Origin of the sequence: Nocardioides sp. JQ2195 (assembly GCF_012272695.1) — a bacterium.
Lineage (GTDB): Bacteria > Actinomycetota > Actinomycetes > Propionibacteriales > Nocardioidaceae > Nocardioides.
The window spans coordinates 655,959-677,910 of sequence record NZ_CP050902.1 but is presented as its reverse complement, the minus strand read 5'-3'; the positions used below and the strand labels follow the sequence as shown (position 1 = coordinate 677,910).

General features: G+C 69.7%; 18 protein-coding genes and 1 riboswitch. Of the genes, 10 read left to right on the top strand and 8 right to left on the bottom strand.

The window, feature by feature from the left end; all coding sequences use genetic code 11:
- Positions 1 to 80: 80 nt before the first annotated feature.
- A complete protein-coding gene (locus ncot_RS03180; protein WP_168616303.1) occupies positions 81 to 1,694 on the top strand; it encodes an AMP-binding protein in 1,614 nt (537 codons plus the stop codon).
- Positions 1,695 to 1,731: 37 nt separating this feature from the next.
- On the opposite strand, the gene ncot_RS03175 is transcribed toward ncot_RS03180, so the two are convergent.
- The 3 genes from ncot_RS03175 to thrC form a co-directional block, all read right to left on the bottom strand.
- Positions 1,732 to 2,202, bottom strand: coding sequence for an OsmC family protein (locus ncot_RS03175; protein ID WP_168616302.1), 471 nt, complete (start codon positions 2,200 to 2,202; stop codon positions 1,732 to 1,734).
- A gap of 107 nt (positions 2,203 to 2,309) precedes the next feature.
- Positions 2,310 to 2,588 carry a MoaD/ThiS family protein gene (locus tag ncot_RS03170; RefSeq protein WP_168616301.1) on the bottom strand — a complete coding sequence of 93 codons (279 nt, stop codon included), beginning with the start codon at positions 2,586 to 2,588 and terminating at the stop codon, positions 2,310 to 2,312.
- A gap of 124 nt (positions 2,589 to 2,712) precedes the next feature.
- Positions 2,713 to 3,981: a threonine synthase gene (gene thrC / locus ncot_RS03165; RefSeq protein WP_168616300.1), complete on the bottom strand. Its 1,269-nt coding sequence runs from the start codon at positions 3,979 to 3,981 to the stop codon at positions 2,713 to 2,715.
- A gap of 9 nt (positions 3,982 to 3,990) precedes the next feature.
- Positions 3,991 to 4,140: riboswitch (SAM riboswitch) on the bottom strand.
- Between the two features lie 175 nt (positions 4,141 to 4,315).
- On the opposite strand from thrC, the gene otsB reads away from it, so the two are divergent.
- Positions 4,316 to 5,164 (top strand): trehalose-phosphatase, encoded by an 849-nt coding sequence (gene otsB / locus ncot_RS03160; protein WP_168616299.1) that lies wholly within the window; start codon positions 4,316 to 4,318, stop codon positions 5,162 to 5,164.
- A gap of 180 nt (positions 5,165 to 5,344) precedes the next feature.
- Here the strand turns inward: otsB and ncot_RS03155 are convergent, their stop codons facing one another.
- A complete protein-coding gene (locus tag ncot_RS03155; RefSeq protein ID WP_168616298.1) occupies positions 5,345 to 5,839 on the bottom strand; it encodes a LytR C-terminal domain-containing protein in 495 nt (164 codons plus the stop codon).
- Between the two features lie 4 nt (positions 5,840 to 5,843).
- Positions 5,844 to 6,140, bottom strand: a complete 297-nt coding sequence (locus ncot_RS03150) for a DUF3263 domain-containing protein (RefSeq protein ID WP_168616297.1) — start codon at positions 6,138 to 6,140, stop codon at positions 5,844 to 5,846.
- A 263-nt stretch (positions 6,141 to 6,403) separates the two neighbouring features.
- Between ncot_RS03150 and ncot_RS03145 the strand changes: the two genes are divergently transcribed.
- The 3 genes from ncot_RS03145 (at position 6,404) to ncot_RS03135 (ending at position 9,523) form a co-directional block, all read left to right on the top strand.
- Entirely contained in the window at positions 6,404 to 6,826 is a 423-nt protein-coding gene (locus ncot_RS03145) for a cyclic nucleotide-binding domain-containing protein (RefSeq protein ID WP_240938038.1), read from the top strand.
- A 28-nt stretch (positions 6,827 to 6,854) separates the two neighbouring features.
- Positions 6,855 to 7,949 (top strand): adenylate/guanylate cyclase domain-containing protein, encoded by a 1,095-nt coding sequence (locus tag ncot_RS03140; protein ID WP_168616295.1) that lies wholly within the window; start codon positions 6,855 to 6,857, stop codon positions 7,947 to 7,949.
- A 137-nt stretch (positions 7,950 to 8,086) separates the two neighbouring features.
- Complete coding sequence (locus ncot_RS03135) at positions 8,087 to 9,523, top strand: trehalose-6-phosphate synthase (protein WP_168616294.1); 1,437 nt, start codon at positions 8,087 to 8,089, stop codon at positions 9,521 to 9,523.
- 48 nt (positions 9,524 to 9,571) lie between these two features.
- On the opposite strand, the gene ncot_RS03130 is transcribed toward ncot_RS03135, so the two are convergent.
- From ncot_RS03130 to ncot_RS03120, 3 genes are all read right to left on the bottom strand, one after another.
- Positions 9,572 to 10,921, bottom strand: coding sequence for an MFS transporter (locus ncot_RS03130; protein WP_168616293.1), 1,350 nt, complete (start codon positions 10,919 to 10,921; stop codon positions 9,572 to 9,574).
- Positions 10,922 to 11,074: 153 nt separating this feature from the next.
- Positions 11,075 to 12,910, bottom strand: coding sequence for a GAF domain-containing protein (locus ncot_RS03125; protein ID WP_168616292.1), 1,836 nt, complete (start codon positions 12,908 to 12,910; stop codon positions 11,075 to 11,077).
- An 11-nt stretch (positions 12,911 to 12,921) separates the two neighbouring features.
- Complete coding sequence (locus tag ncot_RS03120) at positions 12,922 to 14,502, bottom strand: FMN-binding glutamate synthase family protein (RefSeq protein WP_168616291.1); 1,581 nt, start codon at positions 14,500 to 14,502, stop codon at positions 12,922 to 12,924.
- Positions 14,503 to 14,557: 55 nt separating this feature from the next.
- Here ncot_RS03120 and ncot_RS03115 point away from each other — a divergent pair, with 55 nt between their 5' ends.
- From ncot_RS03115 to ncot_RS03095, 5 genes are all read left to right on the top strand, one after another.
- Positions 14,558 to 15,919 carry an alpha/beta fold hydrolase gene (locus ncot_RS03115; RefSeq protein WP_206065122.1) on the top strand — a complete coding sequence of 454 codons (1,362 nt, stop codon included), beginning with the start codon at positions 14,558 to 14,560 and terminating at the stop codon, positions 15,917 to 15,919.
- 103 nt (positions 15,920 to 16,022) lie between these two features.
- Positions 16,023 to 17,345, top strand: coding sequence for a hypothetical protein (locus tag ncot_RS03110; RefSeq protein WP_240938037.1), 1,323 nt, complete (start codon positions 16,023 to 16,025; stop codon positions 17,343 to 17,345).
- A 170-nt stretch (positions 17,346 to 17,515) separates the two neighbouring features.
- Positions 17,516 to 18,856, top strand: coding sequence for an MFS transporter (locus ncot_RS03105; RefSeq protein WP_168616290.1), 1,341 nt, complete (start codon positions 17,516 to 17,518; stop codon positions 18,854 to 18,856).
- The gene (locus ncot_RS03100) at positions 18,853 to 20,355 is read left to right on the top strand and encodes an aminotransferase class V-fold PLP-dependent enzyme (RefSeq protein ID WP_206065120.1); all 1,503 of its coding nucleotides are present in this window, start codon (positions 18,853 to 18,855) and stop codon (positions 20,353 to 20,355) included. The genes ncot_RS03105 and ncot_RS03100 overlap by 4 nt, the downstream gene beginning before the upstream one ends.
- Before the next feature lie 372 nt (positions 20,356 to 20,727).
- Positions 20,728 to 21,930 carry a substrate-binding domain-containing protein gene (locus ncot_RS03095; protein WP_206065118.1) on the top strand — a complete coding sequence of 401 codons (1,203 nt, stop codon included), beginning with the start codon at positions 20,728 to 20,730 and terminating at the stop codon, positions 21,928 to 21,930.
- The last annotated feature ends 22 nt before the right edge of the window (positions 21,931 to 21,952 follow it).

Below are 21,952 nucleotides of genomic sequence, written 5' to 3'. Positions count from 1 at the left end.
CGGGTGAATCCTGCGGCGTTCCACCCACGTGGCGGGACGGGCCATTTACGTGGCGCCCTCCAGCGGTCACCCTGTGCGGTGTGACCGAGACCACAGCCACCCCAGCCGTCCCTGCTGCTGCCCCGCGCCCGATCACCCTCGGCGACCTCGTCGAGGCCATGGCCGACGCCGTTCCCGACCGCCCGGCGGTCAGGACGATCGATCGCGACCACACCTTCGCGGAGATCGACGAACGCAGCACCCGGTTGGCCAACCACCTGGTGTCCATCGGCGTGCAACCCGGTGAGCACGTGGCCGTGCACTCCACGAACCGCATCGAGTGGGTCGACGCGTTCTACGGCTGCCTGAAGGCCCGTGCCGTGCCGATCAACATCAACTACAAGTACAAGCACGACGAGCTCGCCCACCTCTACGACGACGCCGAATGCGTCGTGTCGATCATCGAGGCCGAGTTCGTGGGCGCCGTCGACGCGTTGGACCTGCCGCAGCTGCGAGAGCTGATCGTGCTCGGCGAGGAGTACGACGCCGCCCTGGCCGCGGCCTCCCCGGAGCGTTCGGTGACCGGTCGCAGCGGCGACGACCACTACGTCATCTACACCGGAGGCACCACCGGCAGCCCCAAGGGCGTGGTCTGGCGCAACGAGGACATCATGCGGGCAGCGATGAACGCCAGCCGCTTCGGCGCTCCGTTCGACTCCATCGAGCAGCTGGTGGCGGAGGCCGCGGCCAACGAGAACCCGATGGTGCTGCTGGCCTGCGGGCCGATGATGCACGGCGGCAGCCAGTGGATCCTCGGCAACGCCCACGTCGCCGGCTCCCCGGTGGCACTGTTCACCGAACCCAACTTCGACCCGGTGAAGATCCTCGACCTGGTGGAGAAGGCCGGGGTGGTCTCGTTGACCTTCCTCGGTGACGCGATGGGTCGACCGGTCGCCGAGGCGATCCTGGCCGAGCCCGATCGGTGGGACCTGTCCTCCCTGGCGGCAGTCTCGAACGGTGCCGCACCGCTCTCGGAGGGCGTGCGCGAGGAGATCCGGCGGGCGTTGCCGGGTCGCTTCATCCTCGACTCGTACGGCGCCTCCGAGTCCGGCGCGACCGGGTCCCAGATGGACGACGGCACCTCCGGGGCGACGGGAGCACCACGTTTCGGGGTCGGCCCCGACGTCGAGGTCTTCGACGCTGACCTGGTGCCGTGCCCGCCCGGCGTCGACGGGCTGCTCGGTCGTTCAGGCGCCGTCCCGCTCGGCTACCACAACGACCCGGTGAAGTCGGCAGCCACCTTCCCGGAGATCGACGGCGTGCGCTGGTCGATCCCGGGCGACATGGCGCGACGCGAGGACGACGGCACGGTCACCGTGCTGGGCCGCGGCTCGGTCTGCATCAACACCGGAGGCGAGAAGGTGCACCCCGAAGAGGTCGAGGCAGTGCTGCTGCGCCACGACGAGGTCTTCGACGCCGCGGTGGTCGGCGTCCCCCACGAGCGCTGGGGCCAGCAGGTCACCGCACTGGTGCAGCGCCGTGACGGGTCCTCGGTCACCGAGGAGGCGCTGCGGCAGCACTGCCACGAGCTGATCTCGAACTACAAGGTGCCGAAGGCGATCCTGTTCGTCGACCAGGTGCCGCGCACCCCGGTCAGCAAGGTCGACTACCGGGCCAGCGCCGCGCTGGCCGCCGCGCGGACCGCGGGTTCTTGAGGCGCGGACCGCGGGTTGTTGAGGCGCGAACCGCGGGTCAGAGCGGGCGTTCGACCGACACCACCGGCTCGTGCGTCACCGGGAAGTTCACCGATGCCGCGATGAAGCAGTTCTCGCTCGCCTCGTGATGGATGCGCATCGCAGTCCCGACCTGGTCCTCCGAGGCCACGCTCACCCGGGGTCGCAGCACCACCGAGGTGAAGCGACCACCTTGGCCTGACTGCTCCATGGTGCCGACCGGCGAGTCGGCGTACGCCGTCACGAGGACGCCGTGGGTGACCGCCGAGTGCAGGTAGGACAGCAGGTGGCACTGGGCCAGCGCGGCGAGCAGCAGCTCCTCGGGGTTCCAGCGCGACGCGTCACCGCGGAAGGTGGGGTCCGCCGACCCTTCCAGCGCCGGCTTCCCGTCGGCCCGGAGCAGCACGTCGCGGGCGTAGTCGCGGTAACCGCTCGTGCCGGTGCCCCGATTGCCCTGCCAGGTCAGGTCGAGCGCATAGGTGTGGTCCATGTCGCCATCCTTGCTCATCCACGAACGGGCAGTTCTTGCTGCGCGAACGGGCAGTTGTTGCGCCGCGAACGGGCAGTTGTTGCTGCCAGCCCCACCCGTGGTGGTGCTCAGCAGCCCCCGGCGACCGCGGGAATGATCGAGACCTGGGTGCCGTCCTTGACGGGCGTCTCGAGGTTCTCGAGGAAGCGAACGTCCTCGTTGCCGACGTACACGTTGACGAAGCGACGCAGGGCACCGTTGTCGTCGAGCACGCGGGCCTTGATACCGGCGTGGTTGGCGTCGAGGTCGTCGAGCACCTCGGCGAGCGTGGCGCCCTCGGCGCTGACCTCGGACTCGCCGCCGGTGTAGGTGCGCAGGATGGTCGGGATGCGGACGGAAACGCTCATGGTGCTGGAACTCCTGGATGTGGTGGTGGGGTCACGCGACAACAATTGTCCGCTCGGGGCGCAAGCATTGCCCGTTCGCGCAGCAAGCGTTGCCCGTTCGCGCAGCAAGGGTTGCCCGTTCGCGTCAGATGAGGTCGGCGGCGACGAAGGCGTCGTAGGTCGGGGCGATGGTGGCGCGGGCGCTGACTCGGTCGGAGACCGCGTCGAGAGTCTTGAGGCCGTGGCCGGTGTTGATCACGACGGTCTCGAGCGAGGTGTCGAGCTGGCCGGTCTCGACCAGCTTCTTGAGCACGCCCACCGTGGTGCCGCCAGCGGTCTCGGTGAAGATGCCCTCGGTGCGGGCCAGGAGCACGATCGCGTCGCGGACCTGGTCGTCGGTGATGTCCTCGACCGCTCCGCCCGTACGCCGACAGACGTCGAGCACGTAGATGCCATCGGCCGGGTTGCCGATCGCCAGCGACTTGGCGATGGTGTCCGGCTTGACCGGACGGATCGCGTCGACCCCGGCCTTGTAGGCCACCGAGACCGGGGAGCAGCCCTCGGCCTGGGCGCCGAAGACGCGGTAGGCCTTGTCCTCCACGAGGCCGAGCTTGATCAGCTCCTGGAACGCCTTGTCGACCTTGGTCAGCTGGGAGCCGGAGGCCACCGGGATGACGATCTGGTCGGGCAGGCGCCAGCCGAGCTGCTCGGCGATCTCGTAGCCCAGGGTCTTGGAGCCCTCGGCGTAGTAGGGGCGGACGTTGACGTTCACGAACGCCCAGCCGTCCTCCTCGCCGGCGATCTCGGAGGCCAGCTTGTTGACGTCGTCGTAGTTGCCGTCGACCGCGACCAGGTTCTCGGTGAAGACCGCGGAGTTGACCTGCTTGGGCTGCTCGAGGTTGCTCGGGATGAACACGACGGTCTTGATGCCGGCACGGGCACCCGCGGCCGCGACCGCGTTGGCCAGGTTGCCGGTGCTCGGGCAGGCGAAGACCTTGGCGTCGAACTCGCGGGCGGCGCTGAGCGCACAGGCGACGACACGGTCCTTGAAGGAGTTGGTGGGGTTGGTCGAGTCGTCCTTCACCCACAGGTTGTCGATGCCGAGCTCGCGACCGAGGTTGGCGGCCTTGAGCAGCCGGGTGAAGCCCGGCTCCGTGTTGGGGCTCAGCTCGATGTCGTCCGGCACCGGCAGCAGCGCCTTGTAGCGCCAGATGTTGCGTGGCCCGGCCTCGATCTGCTCGCGAGTCACGGCCGGGAAGTCGTAGGAGATCTCCAGGGGACCGAAACACTCAGGACAGGCGTAGTTCGGGCCGAGCTCGATCTGGTGGCCGCACTCGCGACACGACAAGCCGGTCGCGTTGCCGAATGCACCTTCGCGGAGAGTCCTGCTGGTCTCGACGGTTGTTGCGCTCATGAGTCCTCCTTCTCATCTTCCCCGCGTCGTATTTCGCCGTGGGCCGGAATTGGCACCGTTTCCACGACTGGCCACGCCCGTGGTGGTGGGCGGGTCAGGGGGCTCGTGGCGGTTGCCGGGACTTCACTGGGCCGTTCCCTCAGTCCCTCTCGATGAGCTGTGGATCAGACTACGCAGGGCGTCTCACGATGTGCACATCGAGTCCGGGATGCGGACACGCGCGGGGCGCTCCCGCTGAGGGGGCGCCGTCCGGCGACGTCGCCCGGGATCGGGGCGGTGCTCCCTGCGGCGAGCACCCCTCCCGGCCGCCGGCGGCACATGGTTGGCTGGTGCCATGGAGTTCATCTCCGCCTCCGGCGAGGACAGGTACGCCGCGCTCGTGCGCGCGGCACGCGAATCCGTGATCGGCCTCGACCTCGACGGCACCCTCTCCCCCATCGTCGACGACCCGACACGGGCCAGGATCCACCCGGAGGCCGCCGAGGTGTTGATCGACCTTGCCGACCAGGTCGCCGCGATCGCGATCATCACCGGCCGACCCGCTCGCCAGGCCCTCGCACTGGCTGACCTCGACCACGTCGGCGAGGCGATCGGCGAGCACGGCAAGCAGCTGCACCTCTTCGGGCAGTACGGCAACGAACGATGGTCGTCGCTCAGCCAGAGGATCGTCTCACCGCGCCCGCCCCGCGGCCTGAGCAGCTTCCTGAGCGGCCTGCCCGCGGTCCTCCGCGGGGCCGATGCCACCGATGCCTACGTCGAGGAGAAGGGCCTGGCCGTCGCGGTGCACACCCGCCGGCTCGATGATCCCCACGCGGCGTTCGACCGGCTGCTCGCTCCACTGAGCGCGCTGGCCACGGCCAACGGTCTGGCCGTCGAGCCGGGGCGCAGCGTGATCGAGGTGCGCGCCCCCGGGACCCACAAGGGCGACGCCGTGCGCACCATCGCGGCCGAGATCGGCGCGAGAGGATTTCTCTTCGCCGGCGACGACCTGGGAGATCTCGAGGCGTTCTCCGCCGTGGACGACCTGGCCCGCGCCGGCGTGGCCACCCTGCTGGTCTGCTCGTCCTCCGACGAGCACGATGCGCTGCTGGGGCGGTCCGACCTCGCGGTCGACGGGCCGGTCGGCGTGCTCGCGCTGCTGCGCCAGCTCACGACGGACGCCGCCGCCGTACGCCGGCACTGAGCGTCGCCGTACCCCGGCACTGAGCGTCGCCGTACGGCGGCACCGAGGGGCGTCGTACGCCGACACTGAGGGGCGTCGTACGCCGGAACGGGCGCGGTGCCGTCCGACGCAGTGAGGCGTCAGGCACGTGCCCAACGACCGTGGCCGCGTTGCTCGCGAGCAGGGCAGGAACGCGACGGGTCAGCCGGAGTAGCTGGCGGTCAGGATCACCGTGAGCCGGTCGAAGTTCATCGGGTCCACGGCCGGCATCAGGCGGGTGATGTCGAGGTCCTTGGCGAGCAGCTTCGCGGCGGCCTTGAGCCGGGGTGGGTAGTAGACCGTGGGGGCCGGGATCATGCCCATCCAGTTGTCGGACCCGACCACCTGCCACCCGGCGTCGCGCGCGGTGGAGGCCGTCGAGCCGGCCAGGCCGGAGATGTTGGAGTTGTTGAAGATGGCCACGTAGACCTTGGCCCGGTTGACCTTCTTGACCTTCTTCTTCACCGGCTCCGGCTCGGGCGCGATCGTCGGAGAAGCGGTCGCCGAGGGCGCCGGCTTCGACACTGGCTCCATCTCGGAGGAGCCACCGCTGCCGGACGTGGCGACATAGGCGATCACCGCCATCGCGACGGCGACGATGCTCAGGATGACGAGCGGAGAGGGGAAGGCGACGCCACGGTCGTCTCTCGCGCGCACGGGATCAGACCTCGAAGCCGAGGCGGCGGGCCGAGCGCTGGCGCTGTCGGGCCGCACGGAGACGTCGGAGACGGCGGACCAGCAGCGGGTCGGAGGCCAGTGCTTCCGGCTTGTCGATCAGCGCGTTGAGGACCTGGTAGTAGCGGGTCGACGACATGTCGAACTTGTCGCGGACGGCCTGTTCCTTCGCGCCGGCATACTTCCACCACTGGCGCTCGAACTCGAGAATTTCGCTGTCGCGCTCGGAGAGCACCGAGCTTTCGGCGGATTGCTCCTGGTTGACGGACTCTGCGGCACCCACGTGGTCGACCCCTTCACTACTGATTTGCCCAAAGGGCAGTGATGCCATAGTAAACAACTGAATCACAAACCTGTCATTCGATTCCCGGCGAGTCCCCCGAGACTCGCCGGGCGCCGTTCCTCCCGGCCGAAGTGAGAGCCTCCCGGCCCATGACCGACCAGCGGACACAGCGGCCCGTTCTCTGGACAGGGCGGGGCCCGAACGGGAAGATCGGGGCGGGACGGAGCCCGACGCACTGCGTCGACCCTCGAGAGGATCCAGACGTGACCAGTTCACCCGAGCAGGCGGAGCTCACCCGCCTCGACCGATTCGCCAACCTCAGCGACGCAGAGATCCAGTCCATCGTGGACCACGGCACCGCCGTGAACGTTCCCGCCAACTGGTCGCTCATCTGGGAGAAGACTCCCGCCGACAAGGCCTACATCCTCCTCGACGGCGAGGTCTCCGTGCGTCGCGGCGGCCAGGAGGTCGCCCGCCTCGGCCCCGGCGACACCGTCGGCGAAGCCGCCATCGTGAGTCGCAGGCTCCGCAACGCGAGCGTGGTGTCACTGACCCCCCTGCGGGTGCTGCACTTCACCAGCGAGGCCGTTCAGGACCTGATCGACACGGTGCCGACCTTCCGCACCGCCCTCGAGCAGACGACCGCCGAGCGCCTGCCGGACTCCGCCGGCGGTCCTGCCTCATGAGCGGTCCGCATCACGAACGATCGTCGCCGTGAACGACGACTCCTCGGCCGACCGGCCCTCAGGTACCGACCGGCCCTCAGGTGCCGACCGGCCCCCAGGTACCGACCGGCCCCCAGTTGCAGACCAGGCTGCCCCCGGGCCCAGCATCGACGCGGACCTCTTCGCGGGTCTCGAGGCCACCCTGCTCGGGCAGGCGCCCCACCTCAGCCGCCTCGACGTGATCGCGCAGACCGGGGTGACCTCCGAGCGCGCCCGCGACCTGTGGCTCTCGCTCGGCTTCCCCTCCCCTGCGTCCGACGACGAGGTGCTCTTCACCGACGAGGACGTCACCGCCGTGCGCCTGCTCGGCGACCTCGTCGAGGGCGGGATCGTCGATCCCCGCACCGAGTTCGCCCTCACCCGCAGCATGGGACGCAGCTTCTCCCGGCTGGCCGAGTGGGAGATCGCGGAGGTCGCCGAGATGCTCGTCGAGCACGAGGTCCCGCTCGACATGGCCGAGATCGAGCCGATCATCTCGCGCACGCTGCCCACCCTGAGCAAGCTGCAGGAATACGTCTGGCGCCGTCACCTGGCCAACGCGGCCGGCCGGGTCCTGCTCAACGCCGACACCGACGCCGTCGTGCAGTGCGTGGGATTCGCCGACATCGTCGGCTACACACGACGCACCCGCAGCCTGTCCGCGGAGGAGCTCGCCGAGATGGTGGAGCGCTTCGAGTCCACGGTCAACACGGTCATCTCCGACCACGGCGGTCGCATCATCAAGACGATCGGCGACGAAGTCCTCTTCGTGGTCGACGAGCCGACCGCCGGCGGTCGCATCGGTCTGGCACTGGCCGGTGCGCACGAGCTCGACGACGAGTTCCCCGAGGTCCGCGTCGGCATGGCGCACGGCCGCGTCCTCGCCCGGCTCGGCGACGTCTTCGGCGAGACCGTCAACATCGCCTCCCGGCTCACCTCGCTCGCGCGCCCCGGGCGGGTGCTGGCCGACCGGGAGCTGGCCGACGCGTTGCGCGACCAGGAGACCGAGTTCCGCGTACGCCGCGCGCGAACCACGCCGGTCAAGGGATACACCCGACTCGAGACCTGGTCGGTCAAGGCCCCCAAGGCCCCGCGCAACCCGTGACGCCGTACGCCGTCGCGAACGTCGAGGGCACGCCGAGGGGGCACGTCGAGCCTCACGTCACGGGGCACATCGCCGAGCACGTCGCCGCGTGGGGAGACGACGTCCGCGATCGACCCGGATGCCCTAGGGTTCGATGCGTGACGACCGGATCCGCAGACCTCGTGATCGTTGCCAACCGCCTGCCCGTCGACCGGGTGACCCTGCCCGACGGGTCCCTCGACTGGCGGCGCTCCCCCGGCGGGCTGGTGAGTGCCCTCGAACCCGTCATGCGCAGCAACGACGGAGCCTGGATCGGTTGGCCCGGAGTGGCCGGCGAGGAGATCGAGCCCTTCGTCGACGACGGGCTCTCCTTGGTGCCGGTGGCCTTGACCGAGTCGGAGGTCGAGGAGTTCTACGAAGGGTTCTCCAACGGCACGCTGTGGCCGCTCTACCACGACGTGGTCGCGAAGCCGGAGTTCCACCGTGAGTGGTGGGACGCGTTCGTGACGGTCAACCAGCGGTTCGCCAACAAGGCCGCCGAGGTGGCCGCCAAGGACGCCACCGTCTGGATCCAGGACTACCAGATGCAGCTGGTCCCGCAGATGCTGCGCGACCTGCGCCCCGACCTGCGCATCGGCTTCTACCTGCACATTCCCTTCCCCCCGGCGGAGCTCTTCCAGCAGCTGCCGTGGCGTCGCCAGATCCTCGAGGGCCTGCTCGGCGCCGACCTGGTCGGCTTCCAGCTGTCCGGCGCGGCGCAGAACTTCGTGCGCCTGGTCCGCCAGCGGGTCGGGCACAAGACCCACCGGGACATGGTCTACCTGCCCGACGGCCGCAGCGTCCGGGCCGCGGCCTTCCCGATCTCGATCGACGCCGATGACTTCGAGAAGCTGGCCCGGTCGGACTCGGTGAACGAGCGGGCCGCGCAGATCCGGACTGCCCTGGGCAACCCCAAGCGGGTGCTCCTCGGCATCGACCGCCTCGACTACACCAAGGGCATCTACTCGCGACTGCGCGCCTACTCGGAGCTCGTCAAGGACGGTCACTTCGACGTCAACGACAGTGTCTTCGTGCAGGTGGCGACGCCGAGCCGTGAACGCGTCGAGCAGTACCGCGTGCTCCGTGACGACATCGACCGCCTGGTCGGTCGCATCAACGGCGACCTGGGCCGCATCGGCCAGCCGGTGATCGCCTACCTCCACTCCTCCTACCCCCGCCACGAGATGGCCGCGCTCTACCGGACTGCCGACATCATGGTGGTCACGCCGTACCGCGACGGGATGAACCTGGTCGCCAAGGAGTACGTCGCCTGCCGCTACGACAACGACGGCGCCCTGGTGCTCTCCGAGTTCGCCGGCGCGGCCAACGAGCTGCGCCAGGCATGGCAGGTCAATCCCTACGACATCAACGGGATGAAGTCGGCGATCCTCGACGCCGCCACCTCGGACGAGAGGGAGCGCTCCCGCAGAATGAAGGCGATGCGCAAGACCGTCAGCGAGCACGACGTGGCCAGCTGGGCCGACGGCTTCCTCGCCGAGCTGGCCGCCGTACGTCCCTCGCACGGCAAGCCGGTGCGACCGGTCCGGCCCAGCTGACACGGCACCCCACCGTGGCCGGTGGGGTGCCGTGGTCGACGGGTGGGCTCAGAGGACGCGGTCGTGGCGCAGCGAGCTGCGGCTGGTCTCCTTCGCAGCGAGCACCGCGACGATGGTGACCACTGACGCGATCGCGACATAGATGCCGACCGCGGTGGTGTTGCCGTCATCGACGTCCCCGAGCAGCTTGAGCGCGATGATCGGCGCCAACGCCCCCGCGAAGATCGAGGCCAGCTGGTAGCCGACCGAGGCCCCGGTGTAGCGCACCGACGTGCCGAACAGCTCGGAGAAGAAGGCCGCCTGCGGTGCATACATGAACGAGTGCAGGACCAGTCCGACCACGACCCCGAGCAGGATCCGGCTCGGCGATCCCGTGTCGACCAGGTGGAAGAAGACGAAGGTCCACACCCCCACACCCACGGCACCGAAGAGGTAGAGCGGTCGACGTCCGACCCGGTCGGAGAGCGCGCCGACCGCCGGGACCACGAAGAACTGGATCGCAGCGCCGATCAGCAGGGCCTTGAGCACGATGGCCTTGTCGATCGCCGCGTACTCGGCCGCGTAGGTGAGCACGACGACGGTGAAGATGTAGTAGGAGATGTTCTCCGCCATCCGCATGCCCATCGCGATCAGGACCTCGCGGGGGTATTCACGGATCACCTCCATGATGGGCAGGTGGCCGGCGTCCTCGGCCTTGGCCGCGAGGTCGGCCTTCGCCTCCTTGAAGACCGGTGACTCCTCGATCGAGAGCCGGACCCACAGGCCCAGGACGACGAGCACGGCGCTGAGCAGGAAGGGCACTCGCCAGCCCCACTCGAGGAACGCCTGCTCGCTCTGCACCGCGGCCAGCACCCAGAGCACGCCGGTGGCGAGCAGGTTGCCGAGCGCCACACCTGCCTGCGGCCACGAGGACCAGAAGCCGCGGTGGTCGTCATGGCCGTGCTCGGCGGCCATCAGCACCGCACCGCCCCACTCACCCCCGACCGCGAAGCCCTGCACGAGTCGGCAGACCACCAGCAGGATCGGCGCCCCCATCCCGATCGTGGCGTACGACGGCAGCAGACCTATCGCGAACGTGCCGAGCCCCATCATCAGCAGCGACACGACCAGCATCGTCTTGCGACCGACACGGTCACCGAAGTGGCCGAAGACGATGCCGCCCAGGGGCCGGGCGACGAACCCCAGTGCGTAGGTCATGAACGCATAGAGGGTGCCGTTCGTCCCGCCGATCTCTCCGAAGAACACGTCACCGAAGACCAGCGCTGCCGCCGATCCGAAGAGGAAGAAGTCGTACCACTCGACGGCGGTGCCGACCAGGCTCGCAGTGACGATGCGGACGATCGACCGCTTCCCGGGTTCGGACCCGACCACGTCGGAGGTGGGGGTCTGGGTGGTCATCGGATCACCCGCTCGGGGTGCGACGTGGCGCCGCTCGGGCGCGGACTGGTCAACGTGACAGAGGTCTCAGGCATGTCGCGGACGCTACGGGAGCACCACACCCACGTCCTATGGGTTGCGGGCACATGATGCGCCCGGTTGTGTGTGCTCCGATCACTGGACACGACGAAGGTGCAGCCACCGCAGGGCCAGCTGCAGGTCGAGCTGCCGCTCCGGATCCCGCCAGCCGCGGCCCAGCAGGGCGTCGACCCTCTCGAGCCGCTGGCCGACGGTGTTCGGGTGCACGTGCAGCTGCGCGGCCGCCCCCTTCAGCGACCCACCCGCCCGGAACCAGGCCTCCACGGTGTCCACCAGGGCGGTCCCGCGCTGGCGATCGTGGCCGAGGAGGGGGCCGAGCTCGGCGGTGAGGAAGTCGTCGAGGTGCCCGCTGCCACCGCCGCCCAGCAGCATGCGCGCCACACCGAGGTGCGCCGGGTCGCTGGCCTCGCCGGCGCGCCCCAGGGCGATGAGTGCGTCCACACATCGCCGGGCCTCGGCATGGGTGGCCGCAATGCCCTCGGGGCCCGGGGCGCCGGAGGCGACCCCGACCGTGCACCGCCCGCGGTTCTCGACCAGCCTGGCCTGCAGCTCACGTGCCACCTCGAGAGGTTCGTCCGCGGCGACCAGCAGCACCACGTCACCCTGGTGCGCGACCGCCAGGCCCTGCCACTCGCCGGCGAGGCGACCCGCCACCCGCACGGCCCGGTGAAGCTCGATGCCCTCGACCCGAGCAGCGATCACGCACGTCGCCAGTTCAAGGTCGGCACCTTGGCGCCGGGCCCGCTCGCGGAGCCGGTCCCCCGCTCCGTCGCGTCCCGAGAGCAGGTCGGTCAACAGCTCTCCCCGGACTCGTCCGTCGGCCTCCGCCTCGGTCCGGGCGAAGAGCAGGACCAGCGCGGTGACGATCGCCGCGCGTTCCAGCGTCCGGCGCTCTGCCGGCGCCAAGGTGACGCCATCGACGACCAGGCTGCCCAGGTGTTCCTCCCCCGCCGCCGCGGCGACCACGTACCTACCCGGCTCGAGCTCGATGCTGCGTCCGGATCGTCGGGCCTGCTCGACGCTCTCGGCCAGCCGGTCGTCGGCCGGAGCGTCCCCCGCGAGTCGCCGCTGCCGCTCGTCGTGGATGGTGACGCTGCCACCCAGGAGCTCGCCCAGGACCTCGGCGATGCCGGCCACCCCACCGCCGTGCAGGAGCACGTCGGTCAGCCGGTCGTGGGACAGGGCCGCGCGCTCGGCGGCGGCCGACCGGGCCCGCAGCTCCTTGTTGGCCGCGTCGACCTCCCCGATCGCCTCACGCGCCTGGTCGAAGAGCCGGGCATTCTCGAGTGCCACCGCCGCGTGGGCCGCGAAGGAGGTCAGCAGGCTGATCTCGCCCGGAGGGAACCGTCGGACCGTCCGGTGGACGGCCAGCAGGGCTCCGATCACCGTGCCGTCGACGATCAGAGGCACCCCGAGGATGGCCCGGATGGACTCCCCGGAGACGGCGGTGTCGATGTAGTCGCGGTGCAGGAACCGAGCGTCGGCCTGGTAGTCCTCGGTGAAGTACGGCGCCCCGGACTGCGCGACCAGGCCCAGCAGCCCGGTGCCCAACGGCAGCCGCAACTGCCGGAACTCGGCTGTCAGTGCACCGTCGGTGACCTTCATGTACGACGCGCCCTCGGCGACGTCGTTCAACGACAGGTACGTCATGTCGGCGTGCAGCAGCTGGCGGGCCCGCCTCACGATGGCGGCCAGGATCGTGTCGAGGTCACGGATGGCGGCCAGGTCGTTCGCGGTCTCGTAGAGCGCGGAGAGCTCCGCCTCACGACTGCGGTGCCGGGTCAGTCGCTCACGCATCTGCAGGGCGATGCGGTGCTGGTCGCGCGCGTCGTCGCCGAGCTCCCCGAGCAGGGCGTCGTAGGCCGACCTCGGGGCCTCGTCGTGAAGCAGGTCGAGGAAGGTGGGGTCCATGGTCGGGTGCGCTACGGCGTACGCCGCTCCGCGGTCTGGTCGTCGGCATCCGACCGGGGCTGCAGCGCCTGCATCAGGTCGACGATCTCCTTCTGCCGATGTTCGGGGAGGACGCCCCAGCCCGGCTCGTAGCCGTAGACCTCTGCCAGCGAACGCGTCGAGAGCAGGCCGTCGACGATGTCGATGTCAGCGGCGGAGACCATGGACGGGTGGACCACCCCACAGGCCTCGGAGAGCTTGAGCAGGTCGCGGCGCAGGGTCTTGATGTAGTTGGCCACCCGCACCGACTTCGACGCCGGATCCAGGCCGTGCGCCAACCACGGGTCCTGGGTCGCGACACCGGTCGGGCAGCGGTCCGTGTGGCACTTCTGGGCCTGGATGCAGCCGATCGCCAGCATCGCTCCGCGCGCGGTGTTGATCAGGTCGGCGCCCAGGCCGAAGGCGACGAAGGCGTTCTCGGGCAGCCCGAGCTTCGCCGAGCCGATCCAGGTGATGTCGTCGGTCAGGCCGGCCTCGGCGAACAGCTTGTAGACGCTGCTGAAGCCCAGGCGCCACGGCAGCGCCACCGAGTCACTGAAGACGAGGGGCGCGGCACCGGTGCCACCCTCACCTCCGTCGATGGTGATGAAGTCGACCGATCGTCCGGGCCCGGTCTGGTCGCGCAGGTCCTCCCAGAACTCCATGTTGCCGACCGCGGACTTGATGCCGACGGGCAGGCCGGTCTCCTGCGCGATCCTCTCGACGAAGTCGAGCATGCTGTCGACGTCGTCGAACTCGGTGTGCCGTGACGGGCTGGAGCAGTCCTGGCCCATCGGGATCCCGCGGATCTCGGAGATCTCCTTGCTGATCTTGGCGGCGGGCAGCATTCCACCCAGCCCGGGCTTGGCTCCTTGGCTCAGCTTGACCTCGATCGCCTTGACCGGGGCCGAGGCGACCACGTCCTTGAGCCGCTCGAGGTCGAAACGTCCCTGGTCGTCGCGGCAGCCGAAGTAGGCGGTTCCGATCTGGAACACGAGGTCACCGCCTTGGCGATGGTGCTCGGAGAGAGCCCCCTCGCCGGTGCTCTGCATGACGCCGGCCAGCGCGGCTCCCTTGTTGAGCGCCTGCACAGCCGCTCCGGAGAGCGAACCGAAGCTCATCGCGGAGATGTTGACGATCGAGTCGGGCCGGAACTTGTGCTTGCGGTCGCGCCGCTCGCCCACCACCTTGGCCCCGGGGACGGGGACGTTCTCATGGGCGTGGATGTCCGTCGGTGGTGCGGTGTCGGAGAAGGTGCGGTGCCGGATGATGGGATAGCCGACCACGTTCTCCATGTCGTTGTCCGTGCCGAAGCCGAAGTAGTTGTTCTCCAGCTTGGCCGATGAATAGATCCAGCGTCGCTGGTCTCGGCTGAACGGCCGCTCCTGGTCGTTGGAGGTGACGATGTACTGGCGCAGCTCGGGGCCGATCGCCTCGAGGAAGTAGCGCAGGTTCGCCACCACGGGGAAGTTGCGCTTCAGCGCGTGCTTCGTCTGGGTGAGGTCGCGCACTGCCAGCGCTCCGATGGCGGCGGCCCCGGCCGCGCCCACTGTCGTGATCGCATTCCACTTCATGGTCAGTGTCTAGTCGCCCGGCCCACGAATGTCGAGGTTCGGGTACTTTGCGAGCATGGATCTGATCCCGAAACCCGATCAGGTCGTCGCAGCCGCCAGCAACGTCGCTCACGCAATGTTGTACGGCGGCGTGGCGGACCTCCGCAAGATGCCTCGCACGCTGATCGACGAGGGACTGCTGCGACAGGTCTACCACTACCGGCCGGCCGGCAAGGTGAAGGACGAGGGCGACCCGATCCTCCTCGTCACTCCCCTCGCCGCACCGTCGAGCTGCTTCGACCTGCGCCGTGGGTGCTCGCTCGTCGAGCACCTGGTCTCGGGCGGCAGGCCCACCTACCTGGTCGAGTACGGCGAGGTCTCCTTCCGCGACCGCAACCTCGGCATGGAGCACTGGATCGACGAAGTCGTGCCCCAAGCGATCCGGCAGGTCTCCGAGCACGCCGGCGGACGCCCCGTGCACGTGATCGGCTGGAGCCTGGGCGGCATCTTCCTGACGCTGGCTGCCGCCGACAACCCCGACCTGCCGATCGCCTCCATGACCATCGTCGGCTCGCCGTTCGACGTGACGAAGGTGCCGTTGGTCGCTCCGTTGCGCCCGCTCCTCAAGTTTGCCGACGGTCCGGCCATGGGTGGCCTCACCCGCAGCGGTCGTGGCCCGGTGCAGCGCATCTACCAGGCGTTGGGCGGCGCACCGAAGCCCATCGTGCGTTGGGCCTTCCAGCTCTCCGCCGCCCAGAAGCTGGTCTCCAAGCCGCTGGTGAAGCTGCAGAACCTCGACGATGCCGACTACCTCGCCCAGATCGAGGCGGTCGACGACTTCACCGCGCACATGATGGCCTACCCGGGGCGCACGTTCGGGCAGATGTACCACCGCCTGATCAAGACCAACGACCTCAAGTACGGCCACTTCGAGTTCGGTGACCGCCGGATCGAGATCAAGGACGTCAAGGTGCCGGTCCTCATCTTCGGTGGGGCAACGGACGGCATCGCGCCCGCCGCCAGCGTGAGGGCCGGGGTTGCCCTGTTCAGCGGGTCGCCCGACGTGCGCTTCGAGATCGTTCCGGGCGGCCACCTCGGCATGCTCACCGGTCGCGCGGCACGCGGCACGACGTGGAAGTTCATCGACGCGTGGGTCGACGAGTGGTCCAGCGACCAGGACGCGCCCTCCACCGACGCGAAGGAGGTGTCAGCCGGCCGGCCGGCCGGGAAGAAGGCGACCAGGAAGCCGGTCGCGAAGAAGGCCACTGCGAAGCAGCCCGGCGCGAGGAAGGCCGGCGCGGGGAAGGCCGGCGCGGGGAAGTCCAGCGCGAGGACGCCCGGTGCGAGCACCAAGCCCGGTGCGACCGACGCGTCGGGGATCGGCGCCAACCGCCACCGACGCTACGGCTCGGGTGGGTCGCGCTCCTTGGCCCGCTGACACCCCGTCCCGCACGGGCCACGCCCTTGGGGATGACACGTTTGGAACCGCGCCGCCGGTGCAACAATGCAGCAGATGATCGACACCAAACTCGGAGGTTACGATGTCTGACGACGCACCGGTCAGTGGCAACGGCCAGGACCAGCGCCCACGCTGGCAGGTCCAGCCCGGCCCGATCGGCGGTCCAGAGGCACAGTTCACCGCCCCGGGCACGAACGGCCCCCGAGGCCCGTCGACCAACCCGAACCACCAGCCCGTCGCGCCCCCGCCGGGCGCCCCGCAGTCGCCGTACGACGGTGGGCCGACGTCGCACTCCGGCCGCCGGGCGCAGCAGGGCCCCCCACCCGGACACGAGGCGCAGCCCCGGCAGCATGCTGGCCCGCCCCAGCGGCCCGGGCACCATGCTGCCCCGCAGACCAGCCACCCCGCTCCTGTCCCACCGCAGCAGGTGGGCCAGCAGATGGGCCAGCAGATGGGCCAGCCCGAGCCGGTCCCGACGGCCCAGGACTTCCTGCGCAACCGGCACCAGACGCTCGACATCGGCCCGGCCACGTGGGGGTGGCGTGGCGTCATCCGCAGGATGACCTTCGGGTTGGTCAAGCCCAAGATGGGCAAGGCCGAGCGCGCGTTCCGTGAGGCCCGCGCCACCGTCCAGCGCTCCTTCTCCGGTCCGCGCACGATCGTGTTCGCCAACCCGAAGGGTGGCGCCGCCAAGACCACGTCCGTCCTCGCCGCCGGCTACATCTTCGGGACGGTGCGCGGCGGCGGCGTGGTGGCGTGGGACAACAACGAGACCCGCGGCACGCTCGGCATCCGCGGCGAACCCGCCAACCACCAGAACACCACGCGCGAGCTCCTCGACGACCTCGAGCGGTTCCAGGACGTCTACGAGTCGCGCATCGGCGACCTCGGCGCGTTCGTGCGCAGCCAGGGTGACGCCCACTTCGACGTGCTCGCCTCCGACGAACGAGCCGATGTCACGGGCACGATCAAGGCCAGCGACTTCGGTGCGGTCCACCGGCTGCTCGAGCGCTTCTACCACCTGATCCTGATCGACACCGGCAACAACCTGCGCGCCGAGAACTGGCTCGCTGCCGCCCAGACCGCCGACCTGATCGTGGTCACCTGCACGGTCCGCGAGGACACCGGCTACTCCGGCCTGTGGATGCTCGACGCCCTCGCCGACGCGGGGCACACGCAGATCAAGGAGAAGACGATCACGGTGCTGGCCGACCCGTCGCCCAGTGTCGACGCACAGCTGGCCAAGGACCTCACCGACGTCTACGCCCAGCGCACCCGGGCCGTCTTCCGGATCCCCTACGACCCGGCCCTGGTGGCCGGATCCGTCGTCCAGTACGGCCAGCTCTCCCAGGACACCCGCGACGCGTGGCTGAAGGCCTGCGCGGCGATGGCCGAGGCCCTCTGACCCCTGCCCGAACGGGCAACTCTTGCTGCGCGAGCGGGCAACTCTTGCTGCGCGAGCGGGTAACCATTGCTGCGCGAGCGGGCAACCATTGCTGCGAGAGCCTCGAGTTCTTGCTGCGTGAGCCTCGGCAAAGCGCCATGCCCGGCATCCGCCGTGGCTAGTGTGCTGGCATGTCCGAGCCCCTGACCCGCGGCGTACGCGTCGGCTATGCGACCGGCTCCGTCGCGACGGGCGCGTTCGGCACCGTGCCGGGACTGATGCTGCTGCCGTTCCTCACCGACAGCCTCGGGATCGGCGCCCTCTACGCCGGGATGATCGTCTTCCTTCCGAAGGCGTGGGACGTGGTGCTCAACCCGATCGCGGGACGCATCAGTGATCGCACCGACGATCCGCGTGGCCCCCGTCGTCCCTGGCTGCTGCGCGGCGGAATCTCGTTGTCGGTGGCGTTCGCGCTCCTCTTCGCCGGGCCGACACTCGGCTCCCAGCGGCTCGATGCGCTGTGGGTGTTGGTCTGCTTCCTCGGCTGCGCGACGGCGTACGCGTTCTTCCAGGTGCCGTACGTCGCGATGCCGGCCGAGATCACCGACTCCTACGACGAGCGCACCCGCCTGATGTCCTGGCGCGTCGCCATCCTGGCCTTCACGATCATGCTGGCCGGCGCCACCGCGCCGTTGATCCGTGACGCCGTCGGTGGCCGCGACGGCTACCGCGTGATGGGGGTGGCGATGGCGCTGCTGATCGCGTTCGGGGTCGTGGCGACGTACGCCGGGACCTCCCGTGCACCCCGCGTCGCGCTCGGTGCAGGCTCCGGCTCACTGCGCGACCAGCTGAGGATCGTCAGTCAGGCAAGGGACTTCCGACTCCTGCTGATCACTTTCGTGCTGCAGGCCTTGGCCACGGGGTGCATGCTCGCGGGCGTCGACTACCTCGCCGGTGACGTGCTCGGCAAGCAGGGGGCGTCGACGATCCTGTTCATCTGCTTCGTCGGGCCCGCCCTGGTGCTGACGCCCCTGTGGGCCCGCTTCGGCACCCGGGTCGGCAAGAAGCGCGGTTATGTGGCCGCTTCGTCGGTCCTGGCCGCCGGGGCTGCCCTGTCGGTCGTCTCGCGGGAGGCTCCCGCCGTTGTCGTCTTCGCCGCCGTGGGGCTGATCGGCGTCGGCTACGCCGGTGCGCAGGTGTTCCCGCTGGCGATGCTGCCCGACGCTGCCGCGGCCGACGCGATGCGCACGGGATCCAACCGAGCCGGCGTCTTCACCGGCGTGTGGACCGCGGGAGAGACCCTGGGCCTGGCGCTCGGCCCCGGGTTGTTCGCGCTGATGCTGGCCCTCGGTGACTACCGGTCGTCGACCGACGGGGACGCGGTCCAACCCGACTCCGCCGTCACCGCGATCGTGCTCGGCTTCTCGCTCGTGCCCGCCGCCCTGACCCTGGCATCGCTCTGGTGGCTCTCGCGCTACTCGTTGGGCGACCCCACCCGGACCGTTGCCGCCAACTCCCAGGAGCTCCCGTGACCGACGTACTCGCCCGGCTGCGGGCCATGCAGGCGAGCGACCTCCCGGTCCACGGCGGCCGCACGCTCGCCTACGTCTACGACTCCGGACTGCCCGACGTCGACGAGGTCGGTCGTGCCGCAGTCGCCACGTACGCCGGCTCCAACGGACTCGACCCGACGGCCTTCCCCTCGCTGCTCACGATGGAGAACGAGCTCGTCGGCTTCGCCTGCGACCTGTTGGACGCCCCCGGGACCGCCGTCGGGACGGTGACCTCCGGCGGCACCGAGTCGGTGCTGCTCGCGGTGCAGGCCGCGCGCGACGCGAATCCGTCGATCGCGCATCCGACGATGGTGTTGCCGTCGACCGCACATGCCGCATTCCACAAGGCATCTCACTACTTCGGTGTCGAGGCCGTGGTCGTTCCTGTGACGTCCGACTTCCGCGCAGACGTGGCCGCGACGGCCGCTGCGATCGACGACCGCACGGTGCTCGTCGTGGCCAGCGCACCGTCGTACGCGCACGGGGTCGTGGACCCCGTCACGGAGCTCGCGGGGCTTGCCTCGGCGCACGGCGTGCGGTGCCACGTCGACGCCTGCATCGGCGGCTGGGTGCTGCCCTACGCCTCCCGGCTCGGTCGTCCGATCACCCCGTGGACGTTCGCTGTCGAGGGTGTCACCAGCATCTCGGTCGACCTGCACAAGTACGCGTACGCCCCCAAGGGCACCTCGATCCTGGTGCACCGCACCCCGGCGCTGCGGAAGCCGCAGTTCTTCGCCTCGGCCGCGTGGCCCGGCTACACGATGCTCAACGCGACGATGCAGTCGACGAAGTCCGGCGGGCCGCTGGCCGCCGCGTGGGCCGTCGTGCAGACCATCGGCGACGACGGCTACCTGTCCTTGGCGCGTGACGTCTTCGATGCGGTGGACCGGCTCGTGGTCGGCATCGAGGCGATCCCCGGGCTGCGCGTCGTCGTACCCCCCGACTCGACACTGATCGCGCTGGCGACCTCGAGCGCCTGCGACCCGTTCACGATCTGTGACGAGATGGCGGCCGCGGGCTGGTACGTCCAACCCCAGATGGCGTACGCCGACTCGCCGGCAACGATCCACCTCTCGGTGTCCGCCGCGACCCTGGCCCACGTCGACGACTTCCTGGTGGCCCTGTCCGCAGCGGTCTCGGCCGCACTCGACGCCGGTCCCGTCCTGGTCGACGAGGAGGTGGTCGCCTTCATCTCCGCTCTTGACCCGGCGACGCTGAGCGACGAGGACTTCGACGGCCTCCTCGCCGCCTCGGGCCTGGTCAGCTCCGGCGCGGGCGGCCCCGGCGCGGGCGGCTCGGGCACGGGCGGCTCCGGCGCGGGCGGCCCCGGCGCGCGCGGCTCCGGCGCGGGCGGCCTGGTCCTCCCGGAGCGGATGGCCGAGGTCAACGCGATGCTCGACGTCGCGGCTCCCGAGATGCGCGAGGCGTTGCTCGTCGCCTTCCTCGACCGCCTCTCCCGCCCGACGCGCACCACGTAATCCCTGACGCGCGCGAACGGGCAGTTCTTGCTGCGCGAACGGGCAATCCTTGCGGTCCCAACGGGCAATCCTTGCGGTCCGAACCCTGCATTCTTGATGCACGAGCGGCACGTCCCGGCCCGGATCCCGAACACCAGCACCGAGCCCCTCGCTCATCTGACACGGCGGGTCCGGGCGACGTACAGGTGCCCGCCCTGGACCGTGACTGCCCCATCAACAACCCACAGTTCGAGCGACAACAACTGCCCGTTCGCGCAGCAACAACAGACCGTTCGCGCAGCAACAACTGCCCGTTCGCGCATGAGCCTTGACAGGAACGACAGGGGCGACATACGTTTCCTGCACCCTGAATCACCTTTCAGGTTCCTGGAAATGAAGGGCACTGGGATGCGGATCAACATCAAGCACACACTGGTCTCGGCTGTGGTCGCCGCGGCGCTGGGGCTCAGCTCCTGTGCCCCGGCCGCTGACGGCGCCGGCGGCGACGACGACGGCACCATCGAGGTCGGCATCATCACCTCGGAGAGCGGCCCGCTCGCCTCCTACGGAAAGGCCTACCTCGCCGGGTTCGAGGCAGGTCTCGACTACGCGACGGACGGCACCAACGAGGTCGACGGGACCAAGATCGAGCTCCGCGTCGGTGACGACGCCGCCGACGCCGACAAGGCCGTGCAGCTCGCCAAGGAGTACATCGGCGACGGGGTGAACATCCTCGCCGGCACCACCTCCTCCGCCGTGGCCCTGTCGATGGCCGAGCAGGCCGAGCTGAACAAGGTCCTCTACATCTCCGGTCCCGCCGCGACCGACGCCCTCACCGGCATCAACGACTACACCTTCCGCTCCGGTCGCGAGACCTACCAGGACGTTGCCACCGCCGGTGACCTCCTGGGCGACGTCAAGGGCAAGAAGGTCGTCATCTTCGCCCAGGACAACGCGTTCGGCCAGGGCAACGAGGCCGCGGTCAAGGGCATCCTCGGCGGGCAGGGCGCCGACGTGGCCTCGGTGATGGTCGGTGAGGACGTCAAGGAGTTCACCTCCTTCGCCCAGCAGGTCAACGAGCACCGGCCGGACCTGGTCTTCGTGGCCTGGGCCGGCGAGACGACCGGCAGCATGTGGCAGTCCCTGCAGCAGCAAGGCGTCTTCGACAAGGCTCCCGTCGTCACCGGCCTCGGCGACATCGCATCCTTCGGCGCCTACGGCCCCGTCGCCAAGGACATCCAGTTCCTCGCCCACTACTTCGCCACGGCGCCCGACAACGAGGTCAACGACGCCATGGTCAAGGCGGTGGAGGACGCCGGGGAGCAGGCCGACCTGTTCACCCCCGACGGCTTCGTCGCCGCACAGATGGTCGTCCGCGCGATCGAGGAGGGCGACGGTGACGTCGACGCGATGATCGATGCGCTCGAGGGTTGGAGCTTCGAGGGTCCCAAGGGCACGACGACCGTTCGCGCGGGCGACCACGCCCTGATCCAGGACATGTTCCAGGCCAAGCTGGCCAAGCAGGGCAGCTCCTACGTGCCCGAGCTGGTCAAGGTGCTCCCCGCCGACCAGGTCGCCCCGCCCGAGGCAGACTGAGCCAGCGCGCCCAGCGCCCGGA

What these genes read in the sequence shown, in the direction of transcription:
- ncot_RS03175 (WP_168616302.1), bottom strand. Translation starts at nt 2,202, where the DNA reads ATGGACCACACCTATGCGCTCGACCTGACCTGGCAGGGCAATCGGGGC.
- ncot_RS03170 (WP_168616301.1), bottom strand. Translation starts at nt 2,588, where the DNA reads ATGAGCGTTTCCGTCCGCATCCCGACCATCCTGCGCACCTACACCGGC.
- thrC (WP_168616300.1), bottom strand. Translation starts at nt 3,981, where the DNA reads ATGAGCGCAACAACCGTCGAGACCAGCAGGACTCTCCGCGAAGGTGCA.
- otsB (WP_168616299.1), top strand. Translation starts at nt 4,316, where the DNA reads ATGGAGTTCATCTCCGCCTCCGGCGAGGACAGGTACGCCGCGCTCGTG.
- ncot_RS03130 (WP_168616293.1), bottom strand. Translation starts at nt 10,921, where the DNA reads ATGACCACCCAGACCCCCACCTCCGACGTGGTCGGGTCCGAACCCGGG.
- ncot_RS03125 (WP_168616292.1), bottom strand. Translation starts at nt 12,910, where the DNA reads ATGGACCCCACCTTCCTCGACCTGCTTCACGACGAGGCCCCGAGGTCG.
- ncot_RS03120 (WP_168616291.1), bottom strand. Translation starts at nt 14,502, where the DNA reads ATGAAGTGGAATGCGATCACGACAGTGGGCGCGGCCGGGGCCGCCGCC.
- ncot_RS03115 (WP_206065122.1), top strand. Translation starts at nt 14,558, where the DNA reads ATGGATCTGATCCCGAAACCCGATCAGGTCGTCGCAGCCGCCAGCAAC.
- ncot_RS03110 (WP_240938037.1), top strand. Translation starts at nt 16,023, where the DNA reads ATGTCTGACGACGCACCGGTCAGTGGCAACGGCCAGGACCAGCGCCCA.
- ncot_RS03105 (WP_168616290.1), top strand. Translation starts at nt 17,516, where the DNA reads ATGTCCGAGCCCCTGACCCGCGGCGTACGCGTCGGCTATGCGACCGGC.
- ncot_RS03095 (WP_206065118.1), top strand. Translation starts at nt 20,728, where the DNA reads ATGAAGGGCACTGGGATGCGGATCAACATCAAGCACACACTGGTCTCG.